The organism is Micromonospora rifamycinica, from assembly GCF_900090265.1.
Lineage (GTDB): Bacteria > Actinomycetota > Actinomycetes > Mycobacteriales > Micromonosporaceae > Micromonospora > Micromonospora rifamycinica.
In genome coordinates, this window is sequence record NZ_LT607752.1 from 3,015,008 (window position 1) to 3,040,650 (window position 25,643).

Annotated in this window: 12 protein-coding genes; 7 read left to right on the plus strand and 5 right to left on the minus strand. The window is 68.7% G+C overall.

The window, feature by feature from the left end:
• The first annotated feature begins 3 nt into the window (after positions 1 to 3).
• Entirely contained in the window at positions 4 to 1,749 is a 1,746-nt protein-coding gene (locus GA0070623_RS12190) for a hypothetical protein (protein WP_067303761.1), read from the plus strand.
• Here GA0070623_RS12190 and GA0070623_RS12195 read toward each other — a convergent pair.
• Positions 1,736 to 2,170, minus strand: a complete 435-nt coding sequence (locus tag GA0070623_RS12195; protein WP_067303765.1) for a very short patch repair endonuclease — start codon at positions 2,168 to 2,170, stop codon at positions 1,736 to 1,738. The genes GA0070623_RS12190 and GA0070623_RS12195 overlap by 14 nt on opposite strands.
• A gap of 118 nt (positions 2,171 to 2,288) precedes the next feature.
• Here GA0070623_RS12195 and GA0070623_RS12200 point away from each other — a divergent pair, with 118 nt between their 5' ends.
• From GA0070623_RS12200 to GA0070623_RS12220, 5 genes are all read left to right on the plus strand, one after another.
• A complete protein-coding gene (locus GA0070623_RS12200) occupies positions 2,289 to 5,192 on the plus strand; it encodes a helicase-related protein (protein WP_067303768.1) in 2,904 nt (967 codons plus the stop codon).
• Positions 5,189 to 9,892, plus strand: a complete 4,704-nt coding sequence (locus GA0070623_RS12205; protein ID WP_067303771.1) for an Eco57I restriction-modification methylase domain-containing protein — start codon at positions 5,189 to 5,191, stop codon at positions 9,890 to 9,892. The genes GA0070623_RS12200 and GA0070623_RS12205 overlap by 4 nt, the downstream gene beginning before the upstream one ends.
• Positions 9,889 to 16,227: a DEAD/DEAH box helicase gene (locus tag GA0070623_RS12210; protein ID WP_067303774.1), complete on the plus strand. Its 6,339-nt coding sequence runs from the start codon at positions 9,889 to 9,891 to the stop codon at positions 16,225 to 16,227. Before GA0070623_RS12205 ends, GA0070623_RS12210 begins: the two co-directional genes overlap by 4 nt.
• On the plus strand, positions 16,227 to 18,362 hold the full coding sequence (locus GA0070623_RS12215) for a UvrD-helicase domain-containing protein (RefSeq protein ID WP_067303777.1): 2,136 nt from the start codon (positions 16,227 to 16,229) through the stop codon (positions 18,360 to 18,362). The genes GA0070623_RS12210 and GA0070623_RS12215 overlap by 1 nt, the downstream gene beginning before the upstream one ends.
• Positions 18,363 to 18,541: 179 nt before the next feature.
• A complete protein-coding gene (locus tag GA0070623_RS12220; RefSeq protein WP_084261118.1) occupies positions 18,542 to 19,153 on the plus strand; it encodes a hypothetical protein in 612 nt (203 codons plus the stop codon).
• 283 nt (positions 19,154 to 19,436) lie between these two features.
• Here the strand turns inward: GA0070623_RS12220 and GA0070623_RS12225 are convergent, their stop codons facing one another.
• The 4 genes from GA0070623_RS12225 to GA0070623_RS12240 form a co-directional block, all read right to left on the minus strand.
• Positions 19,437 to 20,909, minus strand: a complete 1,473-nt coding sequence (locus GA0070623_RS12225; RefSeq protein ID WP_067303785.1) for a tyrosine-type recombinase/integrase — start codon at positions 20,907 to 20,909, stop codon at positions 19,437 to 19,439.
• Positions 20,906 to 21,304 carry a helix-turn-helix transcriptional regulator gene (locus tag GA0070623_RS12230; protein WP_089004019.1) on the minus strand — a complete coding sequence of 133 codons (399 nt, stop codon included), beginning with the start codon at positions 21,302 to 21,304 and terminating at the stop codon, positions 20,906 to 20,908. The genes GA0070623_RS12225 and GA0070623_RS12230 overlap by 4 nt, the downstream gene beginning before the upstream one ends.
• Positions 21,301 to 22,194 (minus strand): DUF2637 domain-containing protein, encoded by an 894-nt coding sequence (locus GA0070623_RS12235; RefSeq protein WP_089004306.1) that lies wholly within the window; start codon positions 22,192 to 22,194, stop codon positions 21,301 to 21,303. The genes GA0070623_RS12230 and GA0070623_RS12235 overlap by 4 nt, the downstream gene beginning before the upstream one ends.
• 387 nt (positions 22,195 to 22,581) lie before the next feature.
• A complete protein-coding gene (locus GA0070623_RS12240; RefSeq protein ID WP_067303791.1) occupies positions 22,582 to 23,469 on the minus strand; it encodes a replication-relaxation family protein in 888 nt (295 codons plus the stop codon).
• Between the two features lie 1,341 nt (positions 23,470 to 24,810).
• Here GA0070623_RS12240 and GA0070623_RS12245 point away from each other — a divergent pair.
• Positions 24,811 to 25,467 (plus strand): HAD family hydrolase, encoded by a 657-nt coding sequence (locus GA0070623_RS12245; protein WP_067303794.1) that lies wholly within the window; start codon positions 24,811 to 24,813, stop codon positions 25,465 to 25,467.
• Positions 25,468 to 25,643 lie beyond the last annotated feature (176 nt).

The window sequence follows — 25,643 nt, forward strand, 5'->3', positions numbered from 1 at the left end:
GAGATGACGATCCTGGGATCCCGCAGTGGCAGCCAGATCCTGCGGACCTTCCTGCCGGCTCAGACGGTCGACTTGCGCGGTGACATCTACCGGGTCGACGAGTGGTCGGCGCCGAGTCCGATCGAGGTCGACTCCGAGCGGGTTCGCTGGAGCCTGCTGAACGAGATCGGCGCCTGGAGCGCCCACGACAAGGACAGCGGCATGGCCGCCGACTTGCTGCGCAAGGTGCCGGTGGAGGTGGTCGAACTCGACGAGCGCCGTGGCGTCACGGTGGAGCGGTACCCGCGAGTCTGGTTGTGTCGGGCCTGCAAGCGCATCGGAAAGTCCGAGGAAGCCCGCTGCAGGTGCGGCAAACGAGCGTGGGGGCAGCTGCACTTCGTCGGCGTGCACGAGTGCGGAGCCGTCACGGAGCCCTGGATCAGACGTTGCCCTCAACACGACGACGTGCAGGTGGTCATCCCGAAGAGCGCCAAGGCGACGGACATCCGCTTCGTCTGCCCGACCTGCCGAACGGAGACCATGCAAGGGCTCGGATACGGGCGCAAGTGCGCGTGCGGTGACGGCACCGTGCGGTGGAACGTGCACAAGGCCCGGATGGTCTACGTGCCCCGCGGCATGGTGCTGATCAATCCGCCGCGTCCGGAGCACCGCGAGAACCTGAAGCTCGCGGGCGGCCCCCGCAAGGCTCTCGTCTGGGTGGTCGATGGCCTGACCGCAGTTCGTCCAGCCGACGTGACCGCGAAGCAGACCCGCGAGGAACTCGTCGGACAGTTGATCTCCAGTGGCATGGCTCCGGACATCGCGGAGCAGATGGCGGACCTGGCCGAGGCGGGGGGCCAGTTGGCCAAGGCCGGCGACCACCCTGTCGACCGGTTGTCGCCGCAACGTCGCGAAGTGGCCGAGCGGGCGGCCGTCGACATCGCGATGGCCCTGGCGGAAAGTCGGATGCCGACGACGGCCCTCCACGCACCCGAGTCCGACGATCCGCTCGAAAGGCGCTACCGGGAGGACTATCCGCCCGCGCTACAGCGGGCCGGCATCGACGGCCTCGACCTGGTCGACAAGTTCCCGGTACTCAACGCGATGTACGGCTACACCCGTGGCGAGGACGATCCGTCGAAGTGCCGACTGGTGCCGTTCCGGCGCAAGCGCAGCGGCTACCGGCTCTACGGCAACCTGGCGGAAACCGAGGCCTTCCTGATCCGCCTCGACCCGGTACGCGTGGCGACATGGTTGTCCGGCCGAGGTCACCGCCTTCCCGGCTGGACCTCCGAGTCGACCGACGCCCTCGCGGCGCGCGTGGCGATCCTGGAGTCGGCGGTCGTCCCCACCAAGCGAGACGATCCCACCGTGGAGTCGGTCGGCTCCGACGTGCTCAAGTTGATCCACACCTACGCACACAGGTTCATCCGGCAGACGGCGGTCTTCGCGGGCATCGAACGCGACGCGCTCAGCGAGTACCTGGTGCCCGAGCATCTCGGCTTCGTCGTGTACGCCGCAGCCCGTGGTGACTTCGTGCTCGGCGGAATGCAAGCGGTCTTCGAGTCCAACCTCGATTCCCTGCTGACCGCCTTCGTCGACGCCGAGCACCGGTGCCCCCTGGACCCGGGCTGCAGCATCGGCAGCGGCGCCTGCACTGCCTGCGTCCACCTCGGTGAGCCGTCGTGCCGGTTCTTCAACCGGTTCCTCGACCGTGGCGTGCTGTTCGGAAAGGGCGGCTTCCTGCGCACCTCGGTCACCGCCCGATAGTCGTCACCCGGCGTCGCCACTCGGCCTGGACCAGGTCGGCGGCGGCGCCGATAGCTTCGTGCTCCCACACGTGCAGCACGACCCAGCCCAACTCGGCGAGAGCGGCGTCCTTGGCTCGATCGCGGGCGACGTTGCGGTCGAGCTTGGCCTGCCACCACTCGCGGTTGTTGCGGGGGACGGTTCCGTGCTGCGGACAGCGGTGCCAGAAGCAACCGTCGACGAAGACGGCGACCTTGGCACGACTGAAGGCCACGTCAGGCCGCCCGGGCAGGTCCGAGTGGTTGACCCTGAACCTCAGCCCTCGCCGGTGCAGCTCACGACGGAGTGCCAGTTCGGGCTTGGTGGAGGTGCGGGGCTGGCGGCGCATGCGGACCGACGTGGCGGCGTCGAGCGGTATCGGCACAGTCGACTTTCGGACCATACTCTCGGCCTCTCTGCGGAATCGTGAATGATCGTGCACGGTTAGGCTTTCGCCGGGTAACGACCCGAGACTTGTTCGGTGTCGTTTTCGTACGGTTTCGAAGACGGAGCATGCGCCTGTGCCGGCAACCAAGCCTGACGTCCACGGTTCGTTCGCACCAGGATCGGTCGTGGTGGTCCGCGACGAGGAATGGCTCGTCCGCGCGGCCGAGGAGACAGCCGACGGCACCCTGGTCCACGTCCAGGGGCTCGGTGAACTCGTCCGCGACACCACCGCCTCGTTCTACACCCGGCTGGACCGGGTGGTCGTGTCGGACCCCGCCCACGCACGGGTGGTGGCCGACGCCAGCCCTCGATACCGCACCGCGCGCCTCTGGCTGGAATCGACGCTCCGGAAGACAGCCGTGCCCCTCGGCGAACGCTCGCTGTCGGCGGCGACCAGAGGGCTGGCGGACGCGTTGAGCTACCAGCAGTCGGCGGTACGCAAGGCGTTGGACCCGGCGAACCTGCGACCCCGGATCCTGCTCGCCGACGCCGTCGGCCTCGGCAAGACCCTCGAGATCGGCATGATCCTCTCCGAGCTGGTACGTCGCGGCCGCGGCGACCGCATCCTCGTGGTGACCCCACGCCACGTGCTCGAACAGATGCAGCACGAGCTGTGGACCCGGTTCGCCCTGCCGTTCGTGCGGCTCGACACCGCAGGCATCCAGCGGGTTCGACAGAAACTACCGGCGACCCGCAACCCGTTCACCTACTACCGCCGGGCGATCATCTCGATCGACACGCTCAAGTCCGACCGGTACGTGGCCAGTCTGCGTAGACAGCGGTGGGACGCGGTGGTCATCGACGAGTCGCACAACCTGTCGAACGCCGCGACCCTCAACAATCGGCTCGCTCGTCTGCTCGCCCGCAACGCCGAGGCCCTGATCCTGGCTTCGGCCACCCCGCACAACGGCAAAGCGGAGTCCTTCGCCGAACTGGTGCGCCTGCTCGATCCGGCCGCCGTGCCACCGAGCGGGGTCCTCGACCGGGAGGAGGTTCGCCGGCTCGTCGTCCGTCGCCACCGGCACAGCCCCGAGGTCGCGAACGCCGTCGGCGCCGACTGGGCGGAGCGGCAGGAGCCGAACAACGTCCTGGTGCCGGCTACCCCGGCCGAGAACGCGGTCGCCGACGAACTCGAGCACACCTGGCTGTGGCCCGGCGAGGGCGGAAGCCCGTACTCGGGACCGCGCGCGGCGTTCTTCCCCTGGACGCTCGCGAAGGCGTTCCTGTCCTCACCGGCCGCACTCCAGGAGACGATCGACGGCCGCATCGACCGGGTCGGCAGGGACGAGAAGGTGCCGTCCCAGCGAGCGGAGGTCGAACTGCGGGCCCTGCGCCACCTGCGACAGCTCAACGAGCGGACAATGCAGGAGCCATCGGCCAAGTACACCCGGCTGGTGGCGTACCTGAAGGAGATCGGTGTCGGCCCCGGCTCCTCCACCCGGGCAGTGGTCTTCGCCGAGCGCCTGGAGACGCTGCGCTGGCTGCACCGCAGCCTTCCAAAGGACCTCGGCCTACCGGCGAACGCCGTCGAACTGATGCACGGTGGCCTCACCGACGCCGAGCAGCAGGACGTCGTCGAGCGCTTCAAGCAGGAGCAGGCGGCGGTACGCGTTCTGGTGACCGGCGACGTCGCCTCCGAGGGAGTCAACCTGCACGCCCAGTGCCACCAGCTCGTCCACTACGACATCCCGTGGAGCCTGATCCGCATCGAGCAGCGCAACGGCCGCATCGACCGCTACGGCCAGAAGCACCCGCCTCGCGTCACCGCCCTGCTGCTCGACCCTGCCAGCGAGGGGTTCGCCGGAGACGTCCGCGTGCTCGCCAAGCTGATCGAGAAGGAGAACGAGGCGCACACCGCTCTGGGTGACGTCGCCTCGCTGATGGGGCAGTACGACGTCAAGGGCGAGGAGAACGAGATCCGGTCCGTCCTCGCCCGCACCAAGCAGCTCGACGACGTGATCCGACCGGTCGCCGAGGTCGCCGCCGGAAACGACCTCGCCGCGCTGTTCGCCCAGATCTTCGAGTCCGCCGGGCAGACAACCGGCGAAACCGTGGCCCCTGACTCCACCATGGAGGCTGGCGACTCCGGCTCGGGCCTCTACGACGACGAGATCTCATACCTGGAGGAGGCCCTGCGGGAGGCGTTCGTCGATCCCACCGCGCCGCCGACCCGCGGCGGTATCGGCTGGCGCCGCGAAGAGGCGTTCGGCACCGCGGAACTCGTCCCCCCGACCGACCTGGTGCAACGCCTCGACGTGCTACCGCAGAGCTATCTCGCCGACCGCAAGGTCACCGAACGCCTGGTGCTCGCCACGACCATGGCCCGAGGCCGGGAACGGCTCGCCGCAGCCCTTCGCGACCGCAGCGGTACGACCTGGCCCGACGCGCACTACCTGAGCCCCCTGCACCCGGTCCTCGACTGGGCCGCCGACCGGGCCCTGGCCGCCCTCGGCCGCAACGAGGTGTTCGCCGTACGCGGCGCCGTGGAGACCCCGACGGTGCTGCTGCTCGGCACGCTGACGAACAAGCGGGGACAGGTGGTCTCCACGGCGTGGCTGACCGCGCAGTTCCCTGCCCCGAAGGACCCGTCGTTCGTCCTGGTGACGCCACACGAATCGGTCCGTACCGCGTTGCAGGAGCTGGGCTGGACCACACCGCGAGCCAACCCCGGCCCCGTGCCCTCGATCGACAGTCTCGAACCTCTGATCGCGCCTGCGGTGCACCAGGCTGCGGCCTACCTGGAGAAGAACGTCTTCGAGGCGGCCAGCCGCGACGCCCAGCAACGGGTCGAGACCTGGCGCCGCAAGCTCGACGCGTGGGACGAGGGAGCGGACGTCCTGATCCGGCGCAGCGACGTACAAGCCAGCCGGGCCCGCATCGACGAGGAACGCGAGCTGGCCGAATCGATGGCACCGTCCCGACAACTGGTACGCCCACTGCTGGTGGTCGTGCCCGACACGGAAGGCGAAAACGAGTGAGCGGGTCGGACGCGATCCTCGTCGGCGAAGGCTGGATCTCCGAGCACTACTTCACCACCGAGGCCACGAGAGAATCGTTCCGCGCCAAGGTCCTGGAACGCCGCACCGCGTGGGACGCCGAGGACGCGGAGAAACGCCCGACACCACGGTCCCGCTTCCTCGCCGCCCGCAAGGAGTTGGAAAGCGACCTGGCAACCCTGTCCGAGTTGCTCGACCCTGCCGCCGCCACCGAGCAAACTGGCAGTCGGACAGCCCACGGCGCACCCGCCCGCGTCGCCACGACGATGCGCACCGTCCTCGGACTCGACGCGCCCGGGTTCGTCACCGTCGAAACCGGGCCGGTCACCCGTGTTTCCTCGGTCGGCGTGACCGGACCCGCGCCGCTGGTCGTCCTCACGGCTCTGCCCGTAACCACCGTCGAGGAACTGCTCGCCCGCGACGCGGTGACGCTCGACGAACCGGTCCGGCTGACCGAGGACGGCGAGGACGTCAAAAGCGTCGCCCGACTGCTGTCCGCCCTCTTCGTCGCCGACGACGCCCCGGAACTGGCGCTGGTGCTGGCCGGTCGGTGGGCGCTGCTCGCCGAACGCGAACGCTGGGCCGAAGGCCGCTACCTCGCCGTCGACATCCAACTGGTCTGCGAACGCAACGACACCAAGAAGGGCGGCGAGGTCGACCGGGCGCTGGCCTGCCTGTGCGCCGAGTCGATCGCCCCCGACACCGACGGCAAGCTGTGGTGGCACGGCGTGCTGGAGGCGTCGATCAAACACACCGTCGGCGTCTCCCAGGACCTACGCGAGGGCGTACGCCTCTCCATCGAGATCGTCGCCAACGAGGTCATCGCCCGCCGCCGTGCCCAAGGGCTGCCGCAGCTGCCGAAATCCGAAGCCCAGCCATTGGCCCGGCAGTCGCTGCGGTTCCTCTACCGGATCCTGTTCCTGCTCTACGCCGAAGCCTCCCCCGAGCTGGGCGTGCTGCCGGTCGGAGCCCCCGAGTACGACCAGGGTTACAGCCTCGACCGGCTCCGCGAACTCGTGCAGGTCGAACTGGCCACCCCCCGAGCCCGTAACGGCACGCACCTCTACGAGTCGCTGGGAGTCCTGTTCCGCCTCGTCGACAAGGGCCACCCGTCAGCCGCCTCCGGTGACGACGACGCGACGAGCATCCCGGGCCTGACCTTCAACCCGCTGCGCGCCGACCTGTTCCGCCCCGAAGCCATCGCCCACATCGACGAGGTCGGCCTGGGTAACGTCGCCGTCCAGCAGGTGCTGGCCCACCTGCTGCTCAGCAAGGAGCAGCGCGGCAAGGACCGAGGCTTCATCTCGTACGCCGAGCTGGGCATCAACCAGCTCGGCGCGGTCTACGAGGGCCTGATGTCCTACACCGGCTTCTTCGCCGACACGGACCTGTACGAGGTGGCCAAGAACGGCGACGGCTCGAAGGGATCGTGGGTCGTCCCGGTCGAGCGGGCCGGCGGCATCGCCGCCACCCACTTCGTGAAGGCCATCGACCCGGTGACCGGCGAGTCCCGCCCGGTGGTGCACGAGCAGGGTTCGTTCGTGTTCCGCCTCGCCGGGCGGGAGCGCCAGCAGTCGGCCTCCTACTACACCCCCGAGGTGCTGACCCGCTTCACCGTCGGGCAGGCCCTGGAGGAACTGCTCACCGACGAGACTCCCGCCGAGCAAGTCTTGACCATGACGATTTGCGAGCCGGCGCTGGGCTCGGGCGCGTTCGCCATCGAAGCGGTCCGCCAGCTCGCCGACCAGTACCTCAAGCGCCGGCAGAAGGAACTCGACCAGCGTATCGACCCCGACGAGTACCCGAAGCGCTTGCAGGAGGTCAAGGCGTACCTGGCCCTGCACAACGTCTACGGCGTCGACCTCAACGAGACCGCCGTCGAGCTGGCCGAAATCTCGCTCTGGCTGGACACCATGGTCGAGGGCCTGTCCGCACCGTGGTTCGGCCTGCACCTGCGCCGAGGCAACTCGCTGATCGGCGCCCGCCGCGCCGTGTACCGCCGCAGCCAGGTCGCCGACAAGTCCTGGCTGGGAGCCGTGCCGCAGGAGGTGCCGTTGACCTCGCTGGTCGAGGACATCGACGCCGGCCGGGTTGCCACCGACGGCATCCACCACTTCCTGCTGCCTGCCGACGGCTGGGGCTCGGCCGCCGACGCGAAGGAGGCCGCGGCCCTCGCCCCGGACGCCGCAAAGAAGCTAAAGAGATGGCGGACCGGCACACGGAACAAACCCACCAAGACCCAGGTCGACGCGTACACCGAACTCGCGCACCGGGTCGAGACCCTGTGGCAGATCGCCTACCGGCGGCTGACCATCGCCGAGGAGCAGATTCGCCGGTCGATCCCAGTCTGGGGCATGGGTGAGCTGCCCGCCGGTGGAGCGGTGACTCGCGAGCAGATCGAGACGGCGCTCGCCGACCAGAATGGCGCCTACCGTCGGCTACGCCGAGCGATGGACGCCTGGACCGCCCTGTGGTTCTGGCCCCTCACCGACACCCTCGCCACCGTGAACGGCGAGGTGATCGAGCCGCCCACGGCCGCACAATGGATCGCCGGCCTGCAGGCGCTACTCGGTCGCAACCCGGACGTGCACAAGCGCAAGCCGGTCGAGCTGCGCTTCGGTGCGGGCATGAGCTGGGCAGAGTTGGACGAAGCCGAGTCTCTGGAGATCGGTTTCGCCAGCGCGGAATCCATCGATGAGATTCTCCAGAAGCACCCATGGCTGGTGGTATGCGAACGGATCGCCCAACGACAGGGCTTCTTTCACTGGAACCTGGAGTTCGCAACGGTCTTCGCCGGCGGCGGCTTCGACCTCCAGGTCGGTAACCCACCGTGGGTCCGACCCCGCTCTGACGTCGATGCGCTGCTCGCCGAAGGTGACCCCTGGTGGCAGCTCGCCCTCAAGCCGACCCAAGCGGAGGTCGCCGCGAAACGGTCCACCACCCTCGCCCTGCCCGGCATGACGGACTTCGTCATCGACGGCACGGCGGACGTGTCGTCGACGGCGGCTTTCGTCGGCGCTCCCGAGCAGTACCCGCACCTTGCCGGCCTGCAACCCGACCTCTACCGCTGCTTCATGGAGGTGATGTGGCGACACGGCTCGGTGCGAGGCATGCTCGGCATGATCCACCTCAACTCGCACTTCACCGACGAGAAGGCAGGCTCACTCCGGTCCGAGCTTTATCTACGCCTTCGCCGCCATTGGCATTTCGTGAACGAACTCAGGCTTTTCGAGATCGAAGACCACAAGCACTACGGCATCACTGTGCACGGCTCTCGGCAGGAAGCAACAGCGTTCACCCAGGCGAGTTGGCTCTACCACCCCGACACTGCGCTGCGATCACTCGTCCACGACGGTTCCGGGTCGGAGCCGGGGCTCAAGGACGACAATGGAAACTGGGACTTACGCCCACACGGGTCGCGCATCACCCACGTCACCGACGAGACCCTGCGCGCCTGGCACGCCACCATGGAAAGCAGCGATGCGCCAGTCCAGCAGACCCGGATGGTGTATGCGGTGAACCGGTCGAGCGCAGCCGTACTGAAGAAGCTCTCTCAGTCACCGCGAATCGGTGAGCTGGATCTGCGATTCTCCGCCGGATGGCACGAGAAGAACGATCGGACGAAGGGATACTTCGAGTCGGAGTGGGCGGTGCCGGCGTCTTGGGACGACGTGATTCTGCAAGGGCCACACCTGTTCGTGGCGACGCCGCTCTACAAGACTCCAAACAAGACCATGCTCAACAATCAGGACTGGTCGGTGACGGACTTCGAGGAGTTGCCGGCCGACAAGATCCCGGCCACCGCCTACCAGCCCATCGGCGACCGGTACGAATACGACTGCGCTTACACCGACTGGGGTGACGAGGACCATCCCGACCCCGCCCGCGACCACTACCGCATCGCCTGGCGCCGCATGGCCGCCAACCAAGGTGAGCGCACCCTAATCCCGGCCATCATCCCGCCTGGAGCCGCTCACGTTGACGGAGTCTTCGCTGCTGGAGATCCAAACGGGTCGGCTGGCAATGCAGTCTTGATCCAGGCCATTCTCGGCTCCTTGATTAGCGACTTCATGACGCGCACTGCCCCGAAGGGCGACATCCGCGGTCCCGGCATTACAAGGTTGCCATGGATCGACACTGACACTCGATTCCGTGATTCACTGATCCTGCGCGCACTGAGGCTTAACTGTGTGACAAACGCTTATGTGGACCTGTGGCTAGACGGTTATGAGGAAGAATTCGCCGAGGACTCCTGGGCAGGCGGGTTCGCGCATCGGCGGCGGAAGCCGCTGGAGCAGGTCGGCCCGGAGTGGACCGTCGAAACGCCCTTGCGGATCGCCGCAGACCGGCGTCAGGCAATGGTCGAGATCGATGCGTTGGTCGCGTTGATGCTCGGGCTGACCGCCGACGAGCTGTGCTCGATCTATCGGACCCAGTTCGCGGTGTTGCGAGGCTACGACCGCAACGTCTACTTCTACGACGTCAACGGGCGGCTCGTGCCAAATTCGGTGCTCACCGTGTGGCGCAGGAAGGGCGACCGGATCACCGCAGAGGAGCGGACCGCGACCAACCAGTCCGGCTACACCTACACCTATGAACTGCCCTTCGTCACCCTCGATCGGGAGGCGGACATGCGGCAGGCGTACGCCGTGTTCGAGCAGCGGCTGCGGGAGCGTTCGTGACCGAACTGCTGCCCACCTTCCAGGCGGCCCGAATTCGGCAAGGTCTGGTCGACTACCTGACGACGACGTTCGGGCTGACCGACGGCGACGCACGCGACGGCCTGGACCGGTTCCTTTCCGACCCGGGCACGGGCATGTTCAAGGGCCCCTACGTGCGGCTGCGGCTGCCGTTCCGGCCCGCCGAGGAGGGGTGGCGGAACAGCCTGGAGTGGTACGAGGGTTTCCCGCCTTACGGCCATCAGGCGGCGGCGTTCGCCCGGCTGGCGTCGGCAGTGGGCGGTGAGCCACGTCGGCCGTTGCCGACTTTGGTCACCACCGGTACGGGTTCGGGCAAGACCGAGGCGTTCCTGCATCCGATCCTCGACCACGTGATCCGGGCCCGGCGGGACGGGGTGACCGGCACGAAGGCCCTGATCCTGTATCCGATGAACGCGCTCGCCAACGACCAGGCGGCGCGACTGACCCGCCTGCTCACCATGCACTCGGCGCTGGCCGGGGTGACGGCTGCGCTCTACACCGGGCAGGAGGGCGCCACCCGCACCACGGTCACCCCGGATGGGCTGATCACGGACCGGGTGGCGATCCGGGACACCGCTCCGGACCTGCTGCTCACCAACTACAAGATGCTCGATCAGTTGCTGCTGCGTGCCGAGGACCAGGAGTTGTGGCGGCAGTCGGCGACAAGCCTTCGCTACCTGGTGTTGGACGAGTTCCACACCTACGACGGGGCGCAGGGTACCGACGTGGCGATGCTGCTGCGTCGGTTGGGGCTGGCGCTGAAGAGTCACTGGCGTGACGACGATCCGCTGGTCGACGACGCCGCCCGGTCCCGGCCGCTGGGCCTGATGACGCCGGTCGCGACCTCGGCGACGCTCGGTGACAAGGGTGACCCGTCGGTGATGCGGGAGTTCGCCCACACCGTCTTCGGAGAGCGCTTCGACTCCACGTCGGTGGTCACCGAGACGCGGCTGGGCCTGGCGGACTGGGCCGACGGCGCGGCCGAGGCGGTTGCCCCGGCCGGGTTCACACCGAAGAGCCTCGACGAGCTGCGCGCCGCCGGAATCCGGCCGCTCCCGGAGGTGAGCCTGGACGCCTCCGGCGCGGAGGCCGCGTACGCCGTACTCGGGCTGCTGTACGGGGTGACCAGCGACGAGCTCGCCGGTGCGGCGCCGGAGTCGTTGTCGGCGTTGTGCCGGGCGCATCCGCTCGTGATCGAGCTGGCGCGGTCGGCCGGTCAGGCCGTCGCGCTCAGTGACCTCACCCTGCAGGTGTTCGGTCCGCAGGCCGAGCCGGAGCAGGCCGAGGCGGCGTTGTCGCAGGTCCTGGCGATGCTCGGGCACGTACGTAAGGTCGTCGGTGGCGGTGCGCTCTCGGTCGACGTGCACCTATGGGTGCGAGAGCTGACCCGCATCGATCGGGCTGCGGCCGCCACGGCGCGGTTCCGGTGGAGTGACGACGGGCCGGTGGTCGCGGGCGACGAGGCCGAGGAGGCTCGCCCCTCGTTCCCGGCGATCTTCTGCCGGCACTGCGGGCGGTCCGGGTGGGGGGTCGGGCTCGCCCCAGTGGGCGACAGCCTGGGCCCGGACGACGAGGGCATCCGTCGGCAGCACGCCGCCCGGGAGGGCCGGTTCCGTCCCCTGCTGTACGCGCCGGCCGAGGCCGCCGTCCGGTCCGACGACGAGTCGCCGGTCGAGGGCCTGGTGTGGTTCGCGGTGCGCAGCCGGGAGTTGCTGGGCACGGTCGACGTGGACGATCCGGATCTGCGTGACGGGTGGGTCCTGCCGGTGCTGACGAACGTCGGGGACGCCGCCGACGAGCTCAGCCGCAAGGACACGTGCCCGTCGTGCGGGCAGGAGGACGGCATCCGGTTCCTGGGCAGCGCCATCGCCACCCTGCTGTCAGTGTCGCTGTCCACCCTCTTCGGTGCGCCGAAGCTGGCCTCCGAGGAGAAGAAGGCGCTGGTCTTCACCGACTCGGTGCAGGACGCGGCGCACCGGGCCGGTTTCGTGCAGGCCCGTTCGCACACGCTGACCATGCGTTCGGTGCTGCACGAGGCTGTCGCGGAGGGGGCGCTGACGCTCGACCGGCTGGTGGAGGAGGTGCTGACGAAGGCGGGTGACGATCCGGTCCGGCGCTACCGGGTCCTGGCACCGGACTGCGCCGACCGGGAGTCGTTCACGCCGTTCTGGCAGGCGCCGCGTCAGCGGGCCGTCAAGACGTCGGTGCACTCGCGGGTACGCAAGCGGCTGGCCCTGGACGCCGCTCTGGAGTTCGGGCTGAACTCCCGCATCGGCCGGACGCTGGAGCTGACCGGGTCCGTGGCGGTCGAGGTCGAGGCGGGTCTTCCGGCACGCATCGCCGGCCTGGCCCGGGCCGCCCTCGACGGCACCGCCTGGCAGGAGCGTCTGGGGTCGGCCGGCGTCGGCGACGACGTCCTGGTGCAGTGGGTGCGCGGTGTGCTGGACCGGATGCGGGTACAGGGCGCGATCGAGCATCCGTGGTTCGACCGTTACCGCGCCGAGGACGGCCGCGACTGGTCGATCTGGGGTGGCCGGCCCCGCGGGGACGGCATGCCGGCGTTTCCCCGCGACCGGCCGCGACCGGCGTACCCGAAAGTGGGTGGCTCGCCGGGGCCGACCAACTACTCCCACCTGGACCCGGTGACCGCCTCTCAGTCCTGGTACGCCCGCTGGACGTCGCGGGTGCTCGACGTCTCGCCCCTCGACGGTGGCCGGCTCGCCCGGATGCTGTTCGAGCGGCTCGCCCGTGACGGTGTGCTGACCACGACGACCAGCCAGTCCGGGGCCACCGTCTACGCCTTGCCCGCCTCCGGGGTGGTGGTGGCCCCGACGGACGAGGCCGACCTGACCTCCGGGCGACACCTGCTGGTCTGCGACACCTGCCGGGGCAGCATGCCCGGCGGCGTCGCCACCGTCGTCCAGCTGTCCGGGGCACCTTGCCTGAACGTACGGTGCCGTGGACGCCTGCAGCCTCAGCCGCTGCCGGCCGACAATTTCTACCGCCGCCTCTACGCCTCGCCGGACATGCGGCGGGTCGTCGCCCGGGAGCACACCAGCTTGCTCGACGACGCGACGCGTCTGGCGTACGAGGACGGCTTCCGGGGTGCAGCGACCAGCCCGCAGGCGCCGAACGTGCTGGTCGCGACGCCCACCCTGGAGATGGGCATCGACATCGGCGACCTGTCGGCGGTGTTCCTCGCCTCGCTGCCCCGTACGGTGGCTTCCTATCTGCAGCGGGTCGGGCGGGCTGGGCGTCTCACCGGAAACGCTTTCGACCTCTCGTTCGTCACCGGTCGCGGCGAGCACCTGCCGAAGCTCGGCGACCCGCTGTCGGTGATCGACGGCGAGGTGCGACCACCGGCGACCTACCTGGCCGCCGAGGAGATCCTGCGCCGTCAGTACACGGCCTACCTGATCGACGCGTCGGCCCGGGAGCAGGGTCGCCGGCATCCGAGCAGGGCGGCCGGGGCCATCGGGTCCTGCGCGCCGGGCACCTTCCTCGGTGACTTGGTCCTGCGGGCCGAGCAGTCGTGGGAGCAGGATCTGGCCCGATTCGTCGCGACGCTGGCCGACCTACCCGGCGAGGTGGTGGACGGGCTGCGAGACTGGCTGGTGCCGAAGGCCGGCCCACGCAGCAGCGGATTCGCCCGGCACCTGCAGGAGGCGAGCGGGCGCTGGCAGCAGACGGTCGCGGTTCTCGAACAGCGCCGAGCGAAGATCACCGAACTGCTTCCGGAACTCGAGGCGCGGGCGCAGTCACCTGCGGTGACCGAGGACGACCGGCAGGCGCTACGGTCCGCACAGGCGACCCGGCAGATGACCAGTGGTCAGCTGGCTCATCTGCGTAGCAGCTACTGGATCGGTGTCCTGGAGGAGTACGGGCTACTGCCCAACTACACACTGCTCGACGACACCGTCACCCTGGACGTCGGTCTGTCGTGGATCGACCCGGACGACGCCAAGTACCGCTACGACAGTGCCCAGTTCCAGCGGGGTTCGGCACACGCCCTTCGAGAGTTCGCGCCCGGAGCCACCTTCTACGCCCGTGGCTGGGAGATCGAGATCGACGCCGTCGATCTCGGCCTGGACGGGGCGTCGGTCCGCACCTGGGCGTTCTGCCCGGACTGTGGGTACGCCGCGGATCTGGCTCTGACCGGGAGGGAAATCGTCCCGGTCACCTGCCCACGCTGCGGCAGCCGGGGAATCCACGACACCGGTCAACGCCTCGACGTAGTCGAACTCACCCGCGTCTCCGCCGAACTGCGGCGTGACGAGGTGGCCATCTCCGACCGCCGCGACGAGCGGGGCCGGGTCGCATTCCAGATCGTGACCACCGTCGACGTGAACCCGGACGACGTGGCGGACCGATGGTTCGCCGAGGGCATCGGACTGGGTTGCAGCCTCCTTCGCTCGGTCGACATCCGCTGGCTCAATCTCGGCCCGGCCGGGCACGGTCCGACCCGTACCATCGCCGGGGCCGAACGGCAGGGAACGTTGTTCCGGGTCTGCTCAGGCTGCGGGAAACGCGACACCGACACCGGACGCAACCGGCCGCACGAGCACCGTCCCTGGTGCCCGCACCGGACTTCGGTGAGCGAGGTGACCAGCACCGTCGCGCTGTCCCGGACACTGCGCACCCAGGGTCTGCTGGTCCGGTTGCCCCATACGGTCACCCTCGGCGACGACTTCGCCGTACCGAGTCTGTCCGCAGCGCTGCTGCTGGGCCTGCGCGAGCAGATGGGCGGCCACCCCGACCACATCCGGGTCGAGCAGGTCGTCGATCCGACGTTGTCGGACGGGAACGACAACCACGACGCGATCCTGCTGCACGACACCGTTCCCGGCGGTACCGGGTATCTGGCCGGCATCGCCGGTCCGGACGACTTCAGGAAGCTGCTGGTCCTTGCCTGGAACCGGGTGCGGGACTGCGAGTGCCGCCTCGAGGAGCGGTTGGCCTGCCATCGCTGCCTGCTACCGTTCCCTTCACCGGGAGTCGTCCGCCGGGTTTCGCGGGCCTCGGCCGAACGGCACCTACACACCCTGCTCGGGTTGGCTCCCGACGTGCACACAGCCGAGGACACGACCTGGACGGTGACCAAGGTGGCCCCGAACGAGGAACCGGAGTCCCATCTGGAGCGTGCGTTCCACCGGGTGTTCCTGGGCCGGCTACGCCGTAGCGGCGCGGCGGTCACCGAGACGCCTTCCCCGGTCGGCAACGTCGCCCGGTTCACCCTGCCCGGCACACCCCGGCACTGGACCCTGACGCCACAGGTGAACGTCGCCAACTCGCGGCCGGACTTCCTGCTCAAGGCCAACGACACGAACGTGCCCGACGTCGCGGTCTTCACCGATGGTCGGGCCTACCACGCCACCGCCACAGTGAACCGGCTCGCGGACGATGCCGCCAAGCGTGCCCACCTGCGTGACCTGGGCATGGTGGTGGTCGCCCTCACCAGCGCCGACATCGCCGCTGCCGAAACCGGCACCCACACCGCGCCGCAGTGGTGGAATGCCGCCCTGGCAGGCAGCCTGATGAACGTACCGGGGTTCCAGGCACCGCCGGAGGCGTACAAGGCACTGGGTCGAGGGATGGTCGACTGGCTGGTCGGCTGGGTTCTCGACCCGAACCCGGCTGCGGCACGGGCCGCCGCGCGTGCCGTGCCGATGTTCCTGTCCGCCGGGGCTCAACCGCTCCAGGTCGCCTCGGACGTCACCCTCGCCCAGGTGGGCCGGGCGGCACTGCTCGGTGAGGAATCGCCCGTCGGCGAACGCCGAGTTCACCTGCACCGCAGCGGCTCCCTCGCCGCTGTCGTCGAGATGAGGCACACCGCCGGCGTCGAGGTCGCAGCCGTGCTCGACGACCGGTCCGAGATGCTCGACGAGAGACATGCCGAATCGTGGCGTGCCTGGTTGCGGCTCGCGAACGCGCTCGGTCCACGAGACTGGCCGACCGCCGTGACGACGACCAGTCTCGTCGAGCCGATCGCCGGCAGGCCGGACACGGCCGAGCCGCTACGGCCGGTGGGTGCCTGGGCCGACGTGTACGAGGCCGCGTTCTCCCAGGACGAGAAGGAACTGATCAGCTCCCTGGCCAACCACGACGTCACACCACCGACAGTCGGCGCGGAGGGCCCCGACGGCATTCCGCTCGACATCTGCTGGCCTACGCTGCGCGTCGCCGTGGCCTTTCCCCACATGCCGCCGGAGGACCGCGCCGACCTGGCCCGCCACGGCTGGCGGTTGGTGGCGCCCACGCCCGCCGAGGTCGTCGCTGCCCTGGCCCACGCTGCCGTCGAGACGGACGAAGGACACTGATGCCGACCATCATCATGGGAAAGCTCGCCAGCAAGATCGACGGCTCGGTCCGTGGAAAGGCGATGACCTTCCTGCAGAAGCTCGGAGTCGACGACGCCACCCCGGGCCTGCACGTCGAACCCATCCAGCACAGTATCGACCCACGGGTTCGCACCGGGCGGGTTGACGACTTCTGGCGGGCCGTCATGTTCCGCCTCGACGGCGACGGTGAAACCCACTACGTCATCCACGGCATCTGGCCACACGACGACGCCATCGGCATCGCTCGACGCGTACGGCTGAGGGTCAACCCGATCAACGGCCTACCCCAGATCGAAGAGATCGAGCCTTCCCCAACCCCGACTTCACCTCCCGACGAAACCACGACGAGGTCCACGAAGCCGCTGTTCGTCCGACTCGGTCACGAACACAGCGAACTCGTCGAGCGGCTCGGGCTCCCCGAAGACGTCGTCACCCAGGCCGCGGCCGCCTCCGACGAGGACGGCATCCTCGACCTCGCACAGCGGTACGAGGGCTGGATCGGCACCATCCTGGTCGACCTGGCCGCAGGGGACGACATCGACACGATCGTCCGACGGATGCAGCTGGAAAAGGCCTCCTCGTCCGGTGACGACGATGCCGACGTGTTGCAATCACTCAAACATCCGGCCGCCGCGCTGCAGTACGCGTTCATTGACGACCAGGAGGAACTACGACGGGTCATCGAAGGTGGCGACTTCGGTGCTTGGCGAATCTTCCTGCACCCCGAGCAGCGTCGCTACGTCGACCGCTCGTACAGTGGCCCGTTCCGGCTCTCGGGCGGAGCCGGCACCGGCAAGACCGTCGTGCTCGTCCATCGGGCCCGCGCACTCGCCCGCCGCGACCCCGACGCCCGGATCATCCTGACCACCTTCACCACCAACCTCGCGGACGCCTTGGGCGACAGCCTCGGCCAGCTCGACCCGCGCGTGCCACAGGCCAAGGCCCTCGACCAGCCCGGCGTGTACGCGACGGGTGTGGACGCGCTCGCCTCCGCAGTGCTGCGGACCGCTGGTCGCGGCCTTGCCCCCGCGATGCGGGAGGTCCTCGGCGAGGAGCGGTCGACGCCGCTGGCCCGCACCGCACCGAATCGTTGGCGGGAGGTCGTCGAATCGACCGGCACCATGCTGCCGTACGAGCTGGCCAACGAGACGTTCCTCGCCTCGGAGTACGCGCACGTCGTCCTACCCAACAAGGTGCACGACGAGGTCGGCTATCTACGGGTACGCCGACCGGGTCGAGGCGTCGCGCTGGACCGTGCCAAACGCCGAGCCGTCTGGGCACTCGTCGAGGCATACCGGGCCCGCTGTCGGGCCGACGGCGGCCTCGACTTCGCCGAGGCCGCCGCAGTCGCCGCAGCGCACCTGACGGTCACCGACCCGCGTCCCGCCGATCACGTGCTCGTCGACGAAGGGCAGGACCTCTCACCCACCCACTGGCTCCTGCTCCGTGCCGTCGTCGGGGAGCACGCCGACGACCTGTTCATCGCCGAGGACTCCCACCAGCGCATCTACGGCACCCGCGTCGTGCTCGGGCGGTACGGCGTCGCCATCGTCGGCCGTTCCCAGCGGCTCACCTTGAACTACCGCACCACGGCGCAGAACCTGCACTACGCCATGACGATCCTCGGCGGCGGCCAGTACGTCGACCTGCAGGACGAGCCGGAAGGCACCGGCTACCGATCGGCCCGCACCGGCCCGATGCCCATCATCGAACTCGTCGACTCCCTTGCCGAAGAGACAGCAGCGGTCGTCCGACACGTGCGCACCTGGCTCGACGCCGGAGATCCGCTCGAGAACGTCGCCGTCCTGGTCCCCGACCGGTACCACCGCGACCGCGTCGTCACCGCTCTCACCGACGCCGGCATCGACGCCCGCGCCGTGGACCGCGACCGCCCACCGGCAGGCCGGGTACCAGTACTCACGATGCACCGTGCCAAGGGCACCGAGTTCTCCAAGGTCCTGCTGGCCGCAGGTAAACCATCGCCGGCCGAGATGGAACGCCTCGCCTTGCTGGACCCTGCCGAGCGCGCGGACGCGGATCTTCGGGCCCGATCGTTGACCTACGTCGCGGCGACCCGGGCACGTGATCAGCTGATAGTGGTGCAGCGAAGCTGACAGCTGAGTAGGAGGCCTGGGAAGGAAGCCGCGCCCGATGTCAGATGGGAGATCGGGGCGGCCGGAACGAGTCGGTAAAGCGGCGTGGGTGACGGTCACTACGGTCGTTCGTCCATCCCCTTTCCAGGCCATGTCGACCATGCAAGCGTCAGGAAGGGTCGTGGATGAGGCCGAGAAGAGTGACCTTGCTCGACATCGGGCTGGACTCGTCGTTCGATGCTGCGATGACGTTCGTCCAGTCGACACTGCAGAACATCAACGCCGGTTGTGAAGCTCCGATCGTAGAAATCGACTTTGTTCGGTCACGTGATCCCGACACCGTGCTGTCCGCGTTCACTTCATCATGCGACGTCCTACACGTCATGGCCCATGGCGACCACAGCGTCACGCCGTCGTTCACCAGTACGGACGGCGAGTTCACCGTGTCCTTCGAGCAGCTCGGGGAAGTCGCGGCAGACAGGGGCAAAGGCATCTCGACCGGCGCCATCATCGCGGACGGCTGCAAGACCGGCACCGGCGCGTGGCAGAAGGCGGTACGGGACTGCCTCCAGGGCGAGGTCACCTACGTGGGCACCTCCTCCATCATCGGCTGGCACGAGAGCGGCGTGTTCAGCTCCGCCTTCTACGGCGCCCTGTTCCGCAACCGTGGACGCGGCGTGAAGCCTGCCGACCAGGCTCAAGATGCCGCCACCCGGGCCATCGACGCATATGCCCTGCTGACGGACAAGAACTGTCCATTCAAAGTCACGACCCTCAAGCCGAGTCAACGCGCCCGGACGCTGCTGAGCTGACAGGGGCGTCGACCAAGCACACGGTCACGAAGCGCTCGAGGGGTTGGCTCCCCAGAGGGATCGCACCTCGCGACCTGCAGGTCGCCCTCGCCCCAGACCGACCGCCGGATCTGGACGCCGGTCGATGATCCGTCAGTACGACAACCTGGTCTGCATCACAAGACGTTGCGGAACCGGATCAGCCAGAGCAGGCCGGCAGACGCTGCGCTGACGAAGACCGCGTAGGGCCGGCCGACAGCGTCGTCGGCCAGCCCTACGCGACTGATGGAGGCGAAACTGCGAACTATGCCGGCCTTGCGGTGCTACCGCGGCGGGGGACGATGGCGGCGGTTGCTTCGGCGGCGGCGTGTGAGAGTTCGGGGAGGACGGCGCCGTAGAAGGTGGCGGTGAAGTGTGGGCTGGAGTGGCGGAGTCGGTTGGAGATGACTTTCATCTGGACGCCTGCGGCGAGTCCCATGGTGGCGGCGCCGTGGCGGAGGTCGTGAAGCCGGATGGGTGGTAGTCCGGCTTGGGTGGCGAGGTGGTGGAAGTGGTCGGTGACGTCGGCGGGGTGGAGCCGACCGCCGGTCGGGGTGGTGAACACCGATCCGTTCCTGGTCCAGGCCGCTCCGGCGGCTAGGCGTTCGCGGTGTTGCCGGGCGCGGTGGGCGCGCAGCACAGCGACGGTTTCGGTGTCGAGGGCGATGGTGGCTTCGCTGTCGGTGGTTTTGGGGGTGTCGATGGTGGTGGCCCAGCCTTGTTGGACGAGTTGCCAGCGGACGGTGAGGGTGTTGGCGTCGAGGTCGAGGTCGTCCCAGTGGAGTCCGCATGCTTCGCCTCGGCGGAGGCCGGTGAAGGTGATGAGGTAGTAGAGGGCGTAGAGGCGGTCGCCGGCGTCGTGGGTGTGGTCGAGGAATCGTCCGGTGTGTTCGGGGGTCCAGATCATGACGGGGCTGGGGGTTTTGCCGGTGTCGCGCCAGGTGCGGATGTGTTGGTCGGTCCAGATGGTGGGCTTGGGTGGTCGGGCGCGGGGTAGTTCGATCAGGAGGGCGGGGTTGGTGTCGAGGTAGCGGTGGCGGCGCATCGCGTCGTTGAGTGCCTTGCGGAGGGTGGCGTGGATGACGTGCATCGTCCTCGGTCCGACGATCCGCTGGTTCTTGACCTGGTCACGTTTCACGGGGTCGCGGCTGGCGCGGAGGGTGGTGATGGTGGTGTTGCGTTCGGCGATGGCCTCGTACATGGCGTCGATGTGACCCGGGCGGAGCCGGTCGATGCGCAGGTGCCCGAGGTGCGGGATCAGGTAGAGGCGGATGTGGCCTTCGTAGGAGCGCAGGGTGCCTTTCTTGATGTTCTTGCGTCCGGCGAGCCAGTCGGTGAGGTAGTCGGCCATGGTGGGTAGTTCGGTGGGGGTGATGTCGAGGTGCAGGGTGCGGCGGACCTGGTCGGGGGTGGGGATGGGTGCGCCGGTTTTGACGGCGGTTTCGATGAGGTCGCCGGTTTTGGTCGTGGCGTGGGGGTCGGTGGGGTCGGGGACGGCGAGGGCGGCGCGGATGCGGTCGAGGGTGGTGTCGGCGTCGGTTTGGGTGGGGTAGGGGCCGTGGCGCAGTGTGCGGCGGGTGCCGTCGTTGCGGGCGGGGATTTCGATCTGCCAGTGCCATTGGCCGTGGTTGCGGGACCAGCCGCCGCCGGGCCTGCGCAGGTCAGGGCAGGAGCGTCCCAGGCGGCGGCCGGTGGTGGTGTCGCGGCAGCCGCAGCGTTTGAAGATGGAGCCTTTCACTGGTCGTCTCCGGGGTGCTCGACGTGGTGCCGCCAGCGGTGGCGGGTGTAGTCCGCTGGTGGCGGGGTCGTTGCATCCACGCTCGACACCACGGCGGGATCAAGTCGCCGGCCACCGGCAGGGTCCGGGGCGGATTGGTCGAGGAGGAGGAGTCGGAGGAGGCCGGTGACGGGGACGATGATGCGGGTGCCGGCGCGGATCAGTGGTGTGGGGAAGGTGTCGGTGGCGGCGAGGCGGTAGGCCTGGGAGCGGCTGATACCGAGGACCGCGGCCGCGGTGGGCAAGGTGGTGGCGACGCCGAGCGCGCGGATCCGCTCGGCGGTCCACGGCACGCTGGTAGACGGGGATGAGCTGGTCGGTTGGGTGTCGCGGGTGGGAGTGGTGTGGGCGTTCACGGTGTCGGATCTCCTGACTGCGGTGGAAGCGGTGCAGAGGTACGCGAGGTGGTAGGCGTAGCGGGCTCTGGTGCTGCCGGCAGGGTGCTGGTGTCGGCGGGTTCGGGAGTCCGCTGGTCGATGGGTGGGGCTGGTGGGGCCTGGTCGGCTTTGAGGATCTTCAGTAGCTGGGATACGCGGGTGTTGGACACGGTGTGGCCGGTCGCGCGCAGCGCGGTGGCCAGGGCGGCGCGGGTGAGCGTCCGGCCTTCGGCGGCGAGGTCCTCCTGGGCGTGCCTGGCGATTAGGAGTAGGGCTTCGGTGTCGGTGGGGTGGGTGGACGGTCCGCGCCGCGACGGCCGACGCTGGCCGACCGGTCCCCCGGTCTGGGAGTGGTCCGGTCTGGCGTCCGGGTGGTTGGTGGGGTGGTGGACGGTCCGCGCGGGCAGACGCCGGTCCCCGGTCGGCAGGGACGGCTGGGCGTCGGTGCGGTCCGCCGGGAGCTGGCTTGCGGTGGCGATGGGCTGGTCCGCTGGTCGGGCGGTGGGCGGGTTCGTTCCGGCTGGTGTGGGTTCGGGTGGGGTGTTGGTGTAGCCGAGGGCGATCTTGACCATGACCAGGAACCCGAGCGCGGGCACGGCCGCGGCGGTCCAGCCGATCGGTGACGGCTCGGCCTCCACGACCTGCGCCGCGAGCGACAACGCCACCGCGCAGGCCAACACCGCCGCCGGGAACACCGCCGACACCTGGGCCCGCTTGCGGCGGCGCAGTTCCAGACCGGAAGCGATGGACATCAGCTCCAGCACGATCGCGTCCGCCCACGCCAACCACCCCGGCTGACCGTGAGCAGCGGCGACGTTGTGGACATGGGTGAAGCTGGCCGCACCCGCCGCCCCACCAATGGCCAACATGATCACGACCTGAACGAACCCCTCCACTGGGCTTCGTCCCGGACCGGCGTTCGGATCACCGGGTGCGGTCGTGGCCGACCACCTCCCCCGGCCGGACCACCAGCACGCCCGGCCCGCCCGTACGTGTGGACCGGACCAGGGGGCGGACGGTCCTGGCGTGCCTGACCAGGACCGTGGATGGCCCGGTCCGGGGTCGGTCCGCAGATCGGCCACGCAGGCGCCGGGACGATACCTCGGTCCGCTCGCTGTCAGGGCTGTCCGGTGCTGTCACCGGTCTGTCAGCAGCCTCCGGTGAGACGCTGACAGACCAGTGACAGAACGGCTCCGGGGTCGTCACCGTCGCACACGCCGACCGCACGATGAAGAGGTCCGGGGAGGTGTCGTCGGTCATGCCGCCTCCCTGGTCGGGTCACGGTCGTCGAGGACCCAGGCCGACAGGTCAGCCAACGTGGAACGTCGCCCGTCACCGCCGGCCACCGCCCATACCGCCTCGGCGGGGCACAGGCCCGCCGTCGTCGCGTGGTCGCGGGCACCGGTAGCCACCGGCACCAGCGGCGGCGTCTCGGCCCACATCCGGCGCAGGTTGCGTTCCCGGGCGGCGGAATGCAGCCAGAACAACACCGGCCACGCCCGCCCCATCGCCGCGAACCACTCCCGGTAGCCGACCAGCTTGCGGACCAGCACCGACAGCGGCTCACCACCGGTGTCGTACTCCACGAAGAACGGCACCACCGTTCGACCCGAAACCCATAGGCCGTAGCCGTCCGGACGGACCCGGGGCTGGTAGGCGCGCACCAGAGCCGGATCCCCCGGCCGGGTGAACACCCCCGACCGCTGGCACTCCGCCTCCGACAACCACTCCCCCAACCACACATCAGCATGGGTGCGGGCGTAGCCGGCGAGGCCGGTGAAGAAACCGTTCACCCCCAGGCGGTGCTCCAGGGTGCGGCTCGACGTCCAACGGCGCCGCTCCACCCGGGCATGATCACGCCGAGGCGGACGTTCATCACGACCAGCGGCGACGACCTCCGCGCCGAGCTGATCGATGACGTAGTGATACGGGTACGAGCCACCGTCAGCGCGCTGCGGACGGAACCGCGCCACCAACCGCAACCGGTACAACGTCCGCAACCGCCGCTGACAAAAATCCAGAGACGAAAACAGGGCATGCGCGAGCTGGAACGACGTCAACACACCGTGGTCGTAGAGCCAGCCCAACAGCACACGGTCACGGGCGGTCAGTTGGGACTGGACCCGAAGGACCGGATCATCCACCGATCACCACCTCCCCTCTTGTAGGGAATGCCAGCCCCAGGGGGAGAGACCCGGGACCATGCAGGGTCTGTCGCAGGACAAGCCAGCAGGGCTGACAGCCGACCTGACCAGCGGTGTGAGACACGACAGGGGGTCCGTTCCGGCGTCTGGTCGAAGACTGACCTCAACACCGACGCCAACCCGGGCCCCGCAACGGGCACTGAAACGGGATCTGTCACCGCCACCGGCACCGAGCCGAAGCGCACAGACACGGAATGAACCACGAACACAACAACTCCTTGATCGAGAACAATGAGAATGCGCGACGACATTCACGACGCCGCAGGGATACACAGCCACAGCCAGTGCGACGGACTACGGAGAAGCGCACTGTGGAGTTGCCAACCAACACGCCGACCGGGCATCCCGGTCGACCCGGGCGGATGAGGACAGCAACGACCGACACGACCACCAGAAAGGCGGTCGCGGCAGCATGAACGGCGGCAGCAGCTACGAAAGCAGGACAGCACACCCCCACACCGGCAGGCGGCGCATCGCAGCGGGGGACATATGCCGCGGAGCCGTCGACATCACGGCTCGGTAGGGCGTCGACTCAACCCGCCGGAGAAAGAACCTTCATCGCGAACCCCCTACCACTCAGAACCAACGACGATCCGCTAACCCCGAGCCTCGAACGACCCGCGACGCTCCTCTCTGGAACGTCGCCAGCCTGGCCGATTGGACCCGGCAGACAGACCGCCACGCGGTCACGTCCGTACCAGTACGCCTCCCCCGCAGCACCCTGTCAACCAGCGCCACCAGCAGCCGATCACGACGTCTCCGGACCCAGCCGGACGCACCGACACCCGCCGACCCGCACTGGACCCCAGCGGCACAAATCCACGCCCGCAACAGGCAGAAAAATCTTGACCAACGCTCGCAAACGTCTCACTAAATGAGACGATCTTCTGACCCGACGAACACTTGCGGGCCAGGAATCGAGCCCGGAGAGTGCCCGTTCGCATGACCGAGACGCAGACGACCTCCGCCTCTCACACCGCGCCCGACGCGGCTTCTGGTGCCCAGCTTGCCGGTGTGATCCTCAGAGACCAGGCCGACCTACGCCCCCCAACCACCAATCTCGGGGCCGCCTCGTACCACGCGCACGGCCTGCCGCCGCCCCAGTCCCACATCGAGCGGTCACGATTGGGCCGATCCCACCTCCTCATGCCCACCGGCCAGCAAGGTCGAAGACGGTCACCCAGCGCCACGGGGTAGTACTTCACCCTCACCGCGCCAAGCGGCTCGGCTCGGCTGAGGGCGCACGTTGATCTACCGAAGGGCACACGGCACAATCGCCAGGTGATCACCAGCGTGTTCTTCGATGTGGGCGAGACCATCGTTGACGAGTCCCGCGAGTACGGCACCTGGGCAGACTGGCTCGGCGTACCACGCCACACCTTCTCCGCCGTCTTCGGCGCAGTCATCGCCCGCGGCCTCGACTACCGGGAAACCTTCCAGGTCTTCCGACCAGGATTCAACCTGACCCAGGAACGGCAACGCCGCACCGCAGCAGGACAACCCGAATCATTCACCGAAGACGACCTCCACCCCGACGCCCGCCCCTGCCTGACCGCGCTACGCGCCGCAGGGCTCCACGTCGGCCTCGCCGGCAACCAGACAGCACGCGCAGAGACCATCCTGCGCGCCCTGAACCTCCCAGTGGACGTGATCGGCACCTCGGACGGCTGGGGCGTAGAGAAACCCTCCCCCGCCTTCTTCGACCGCGTAGTCACCGAAGCCGGCTGCCCAGCCGACCAGGTGCTCTACGTCGGAGACCGCCTCGACAACGACATCCGACCAGCACAAGAAGCAGGTATCCCCACCGCACTCATCCGCCGAGGCCCCTGGGGACACATCCTCAACGACACAGCGATCAGCGACCGCTGCCTGTTCCACCTCAACTCACTCACCGAACTACCCAAACTCATCCGCAAACACAACAAGCCGACCACCTGACCACTGCCCACGCACTCGAATGAAGCTGCACAGCACGCGGTACGCGGCATGAGAAGATGCTGCGGCTGAAGGCGACCGCGCGAGCCCCTGAGCACTTACAAAAGTCCGCCGTAACAGTTAGGTTGAGTCCATAGACGGCGGGCACCGTGAGCCAGTGCCAGTCTGCGTCTTCGTGG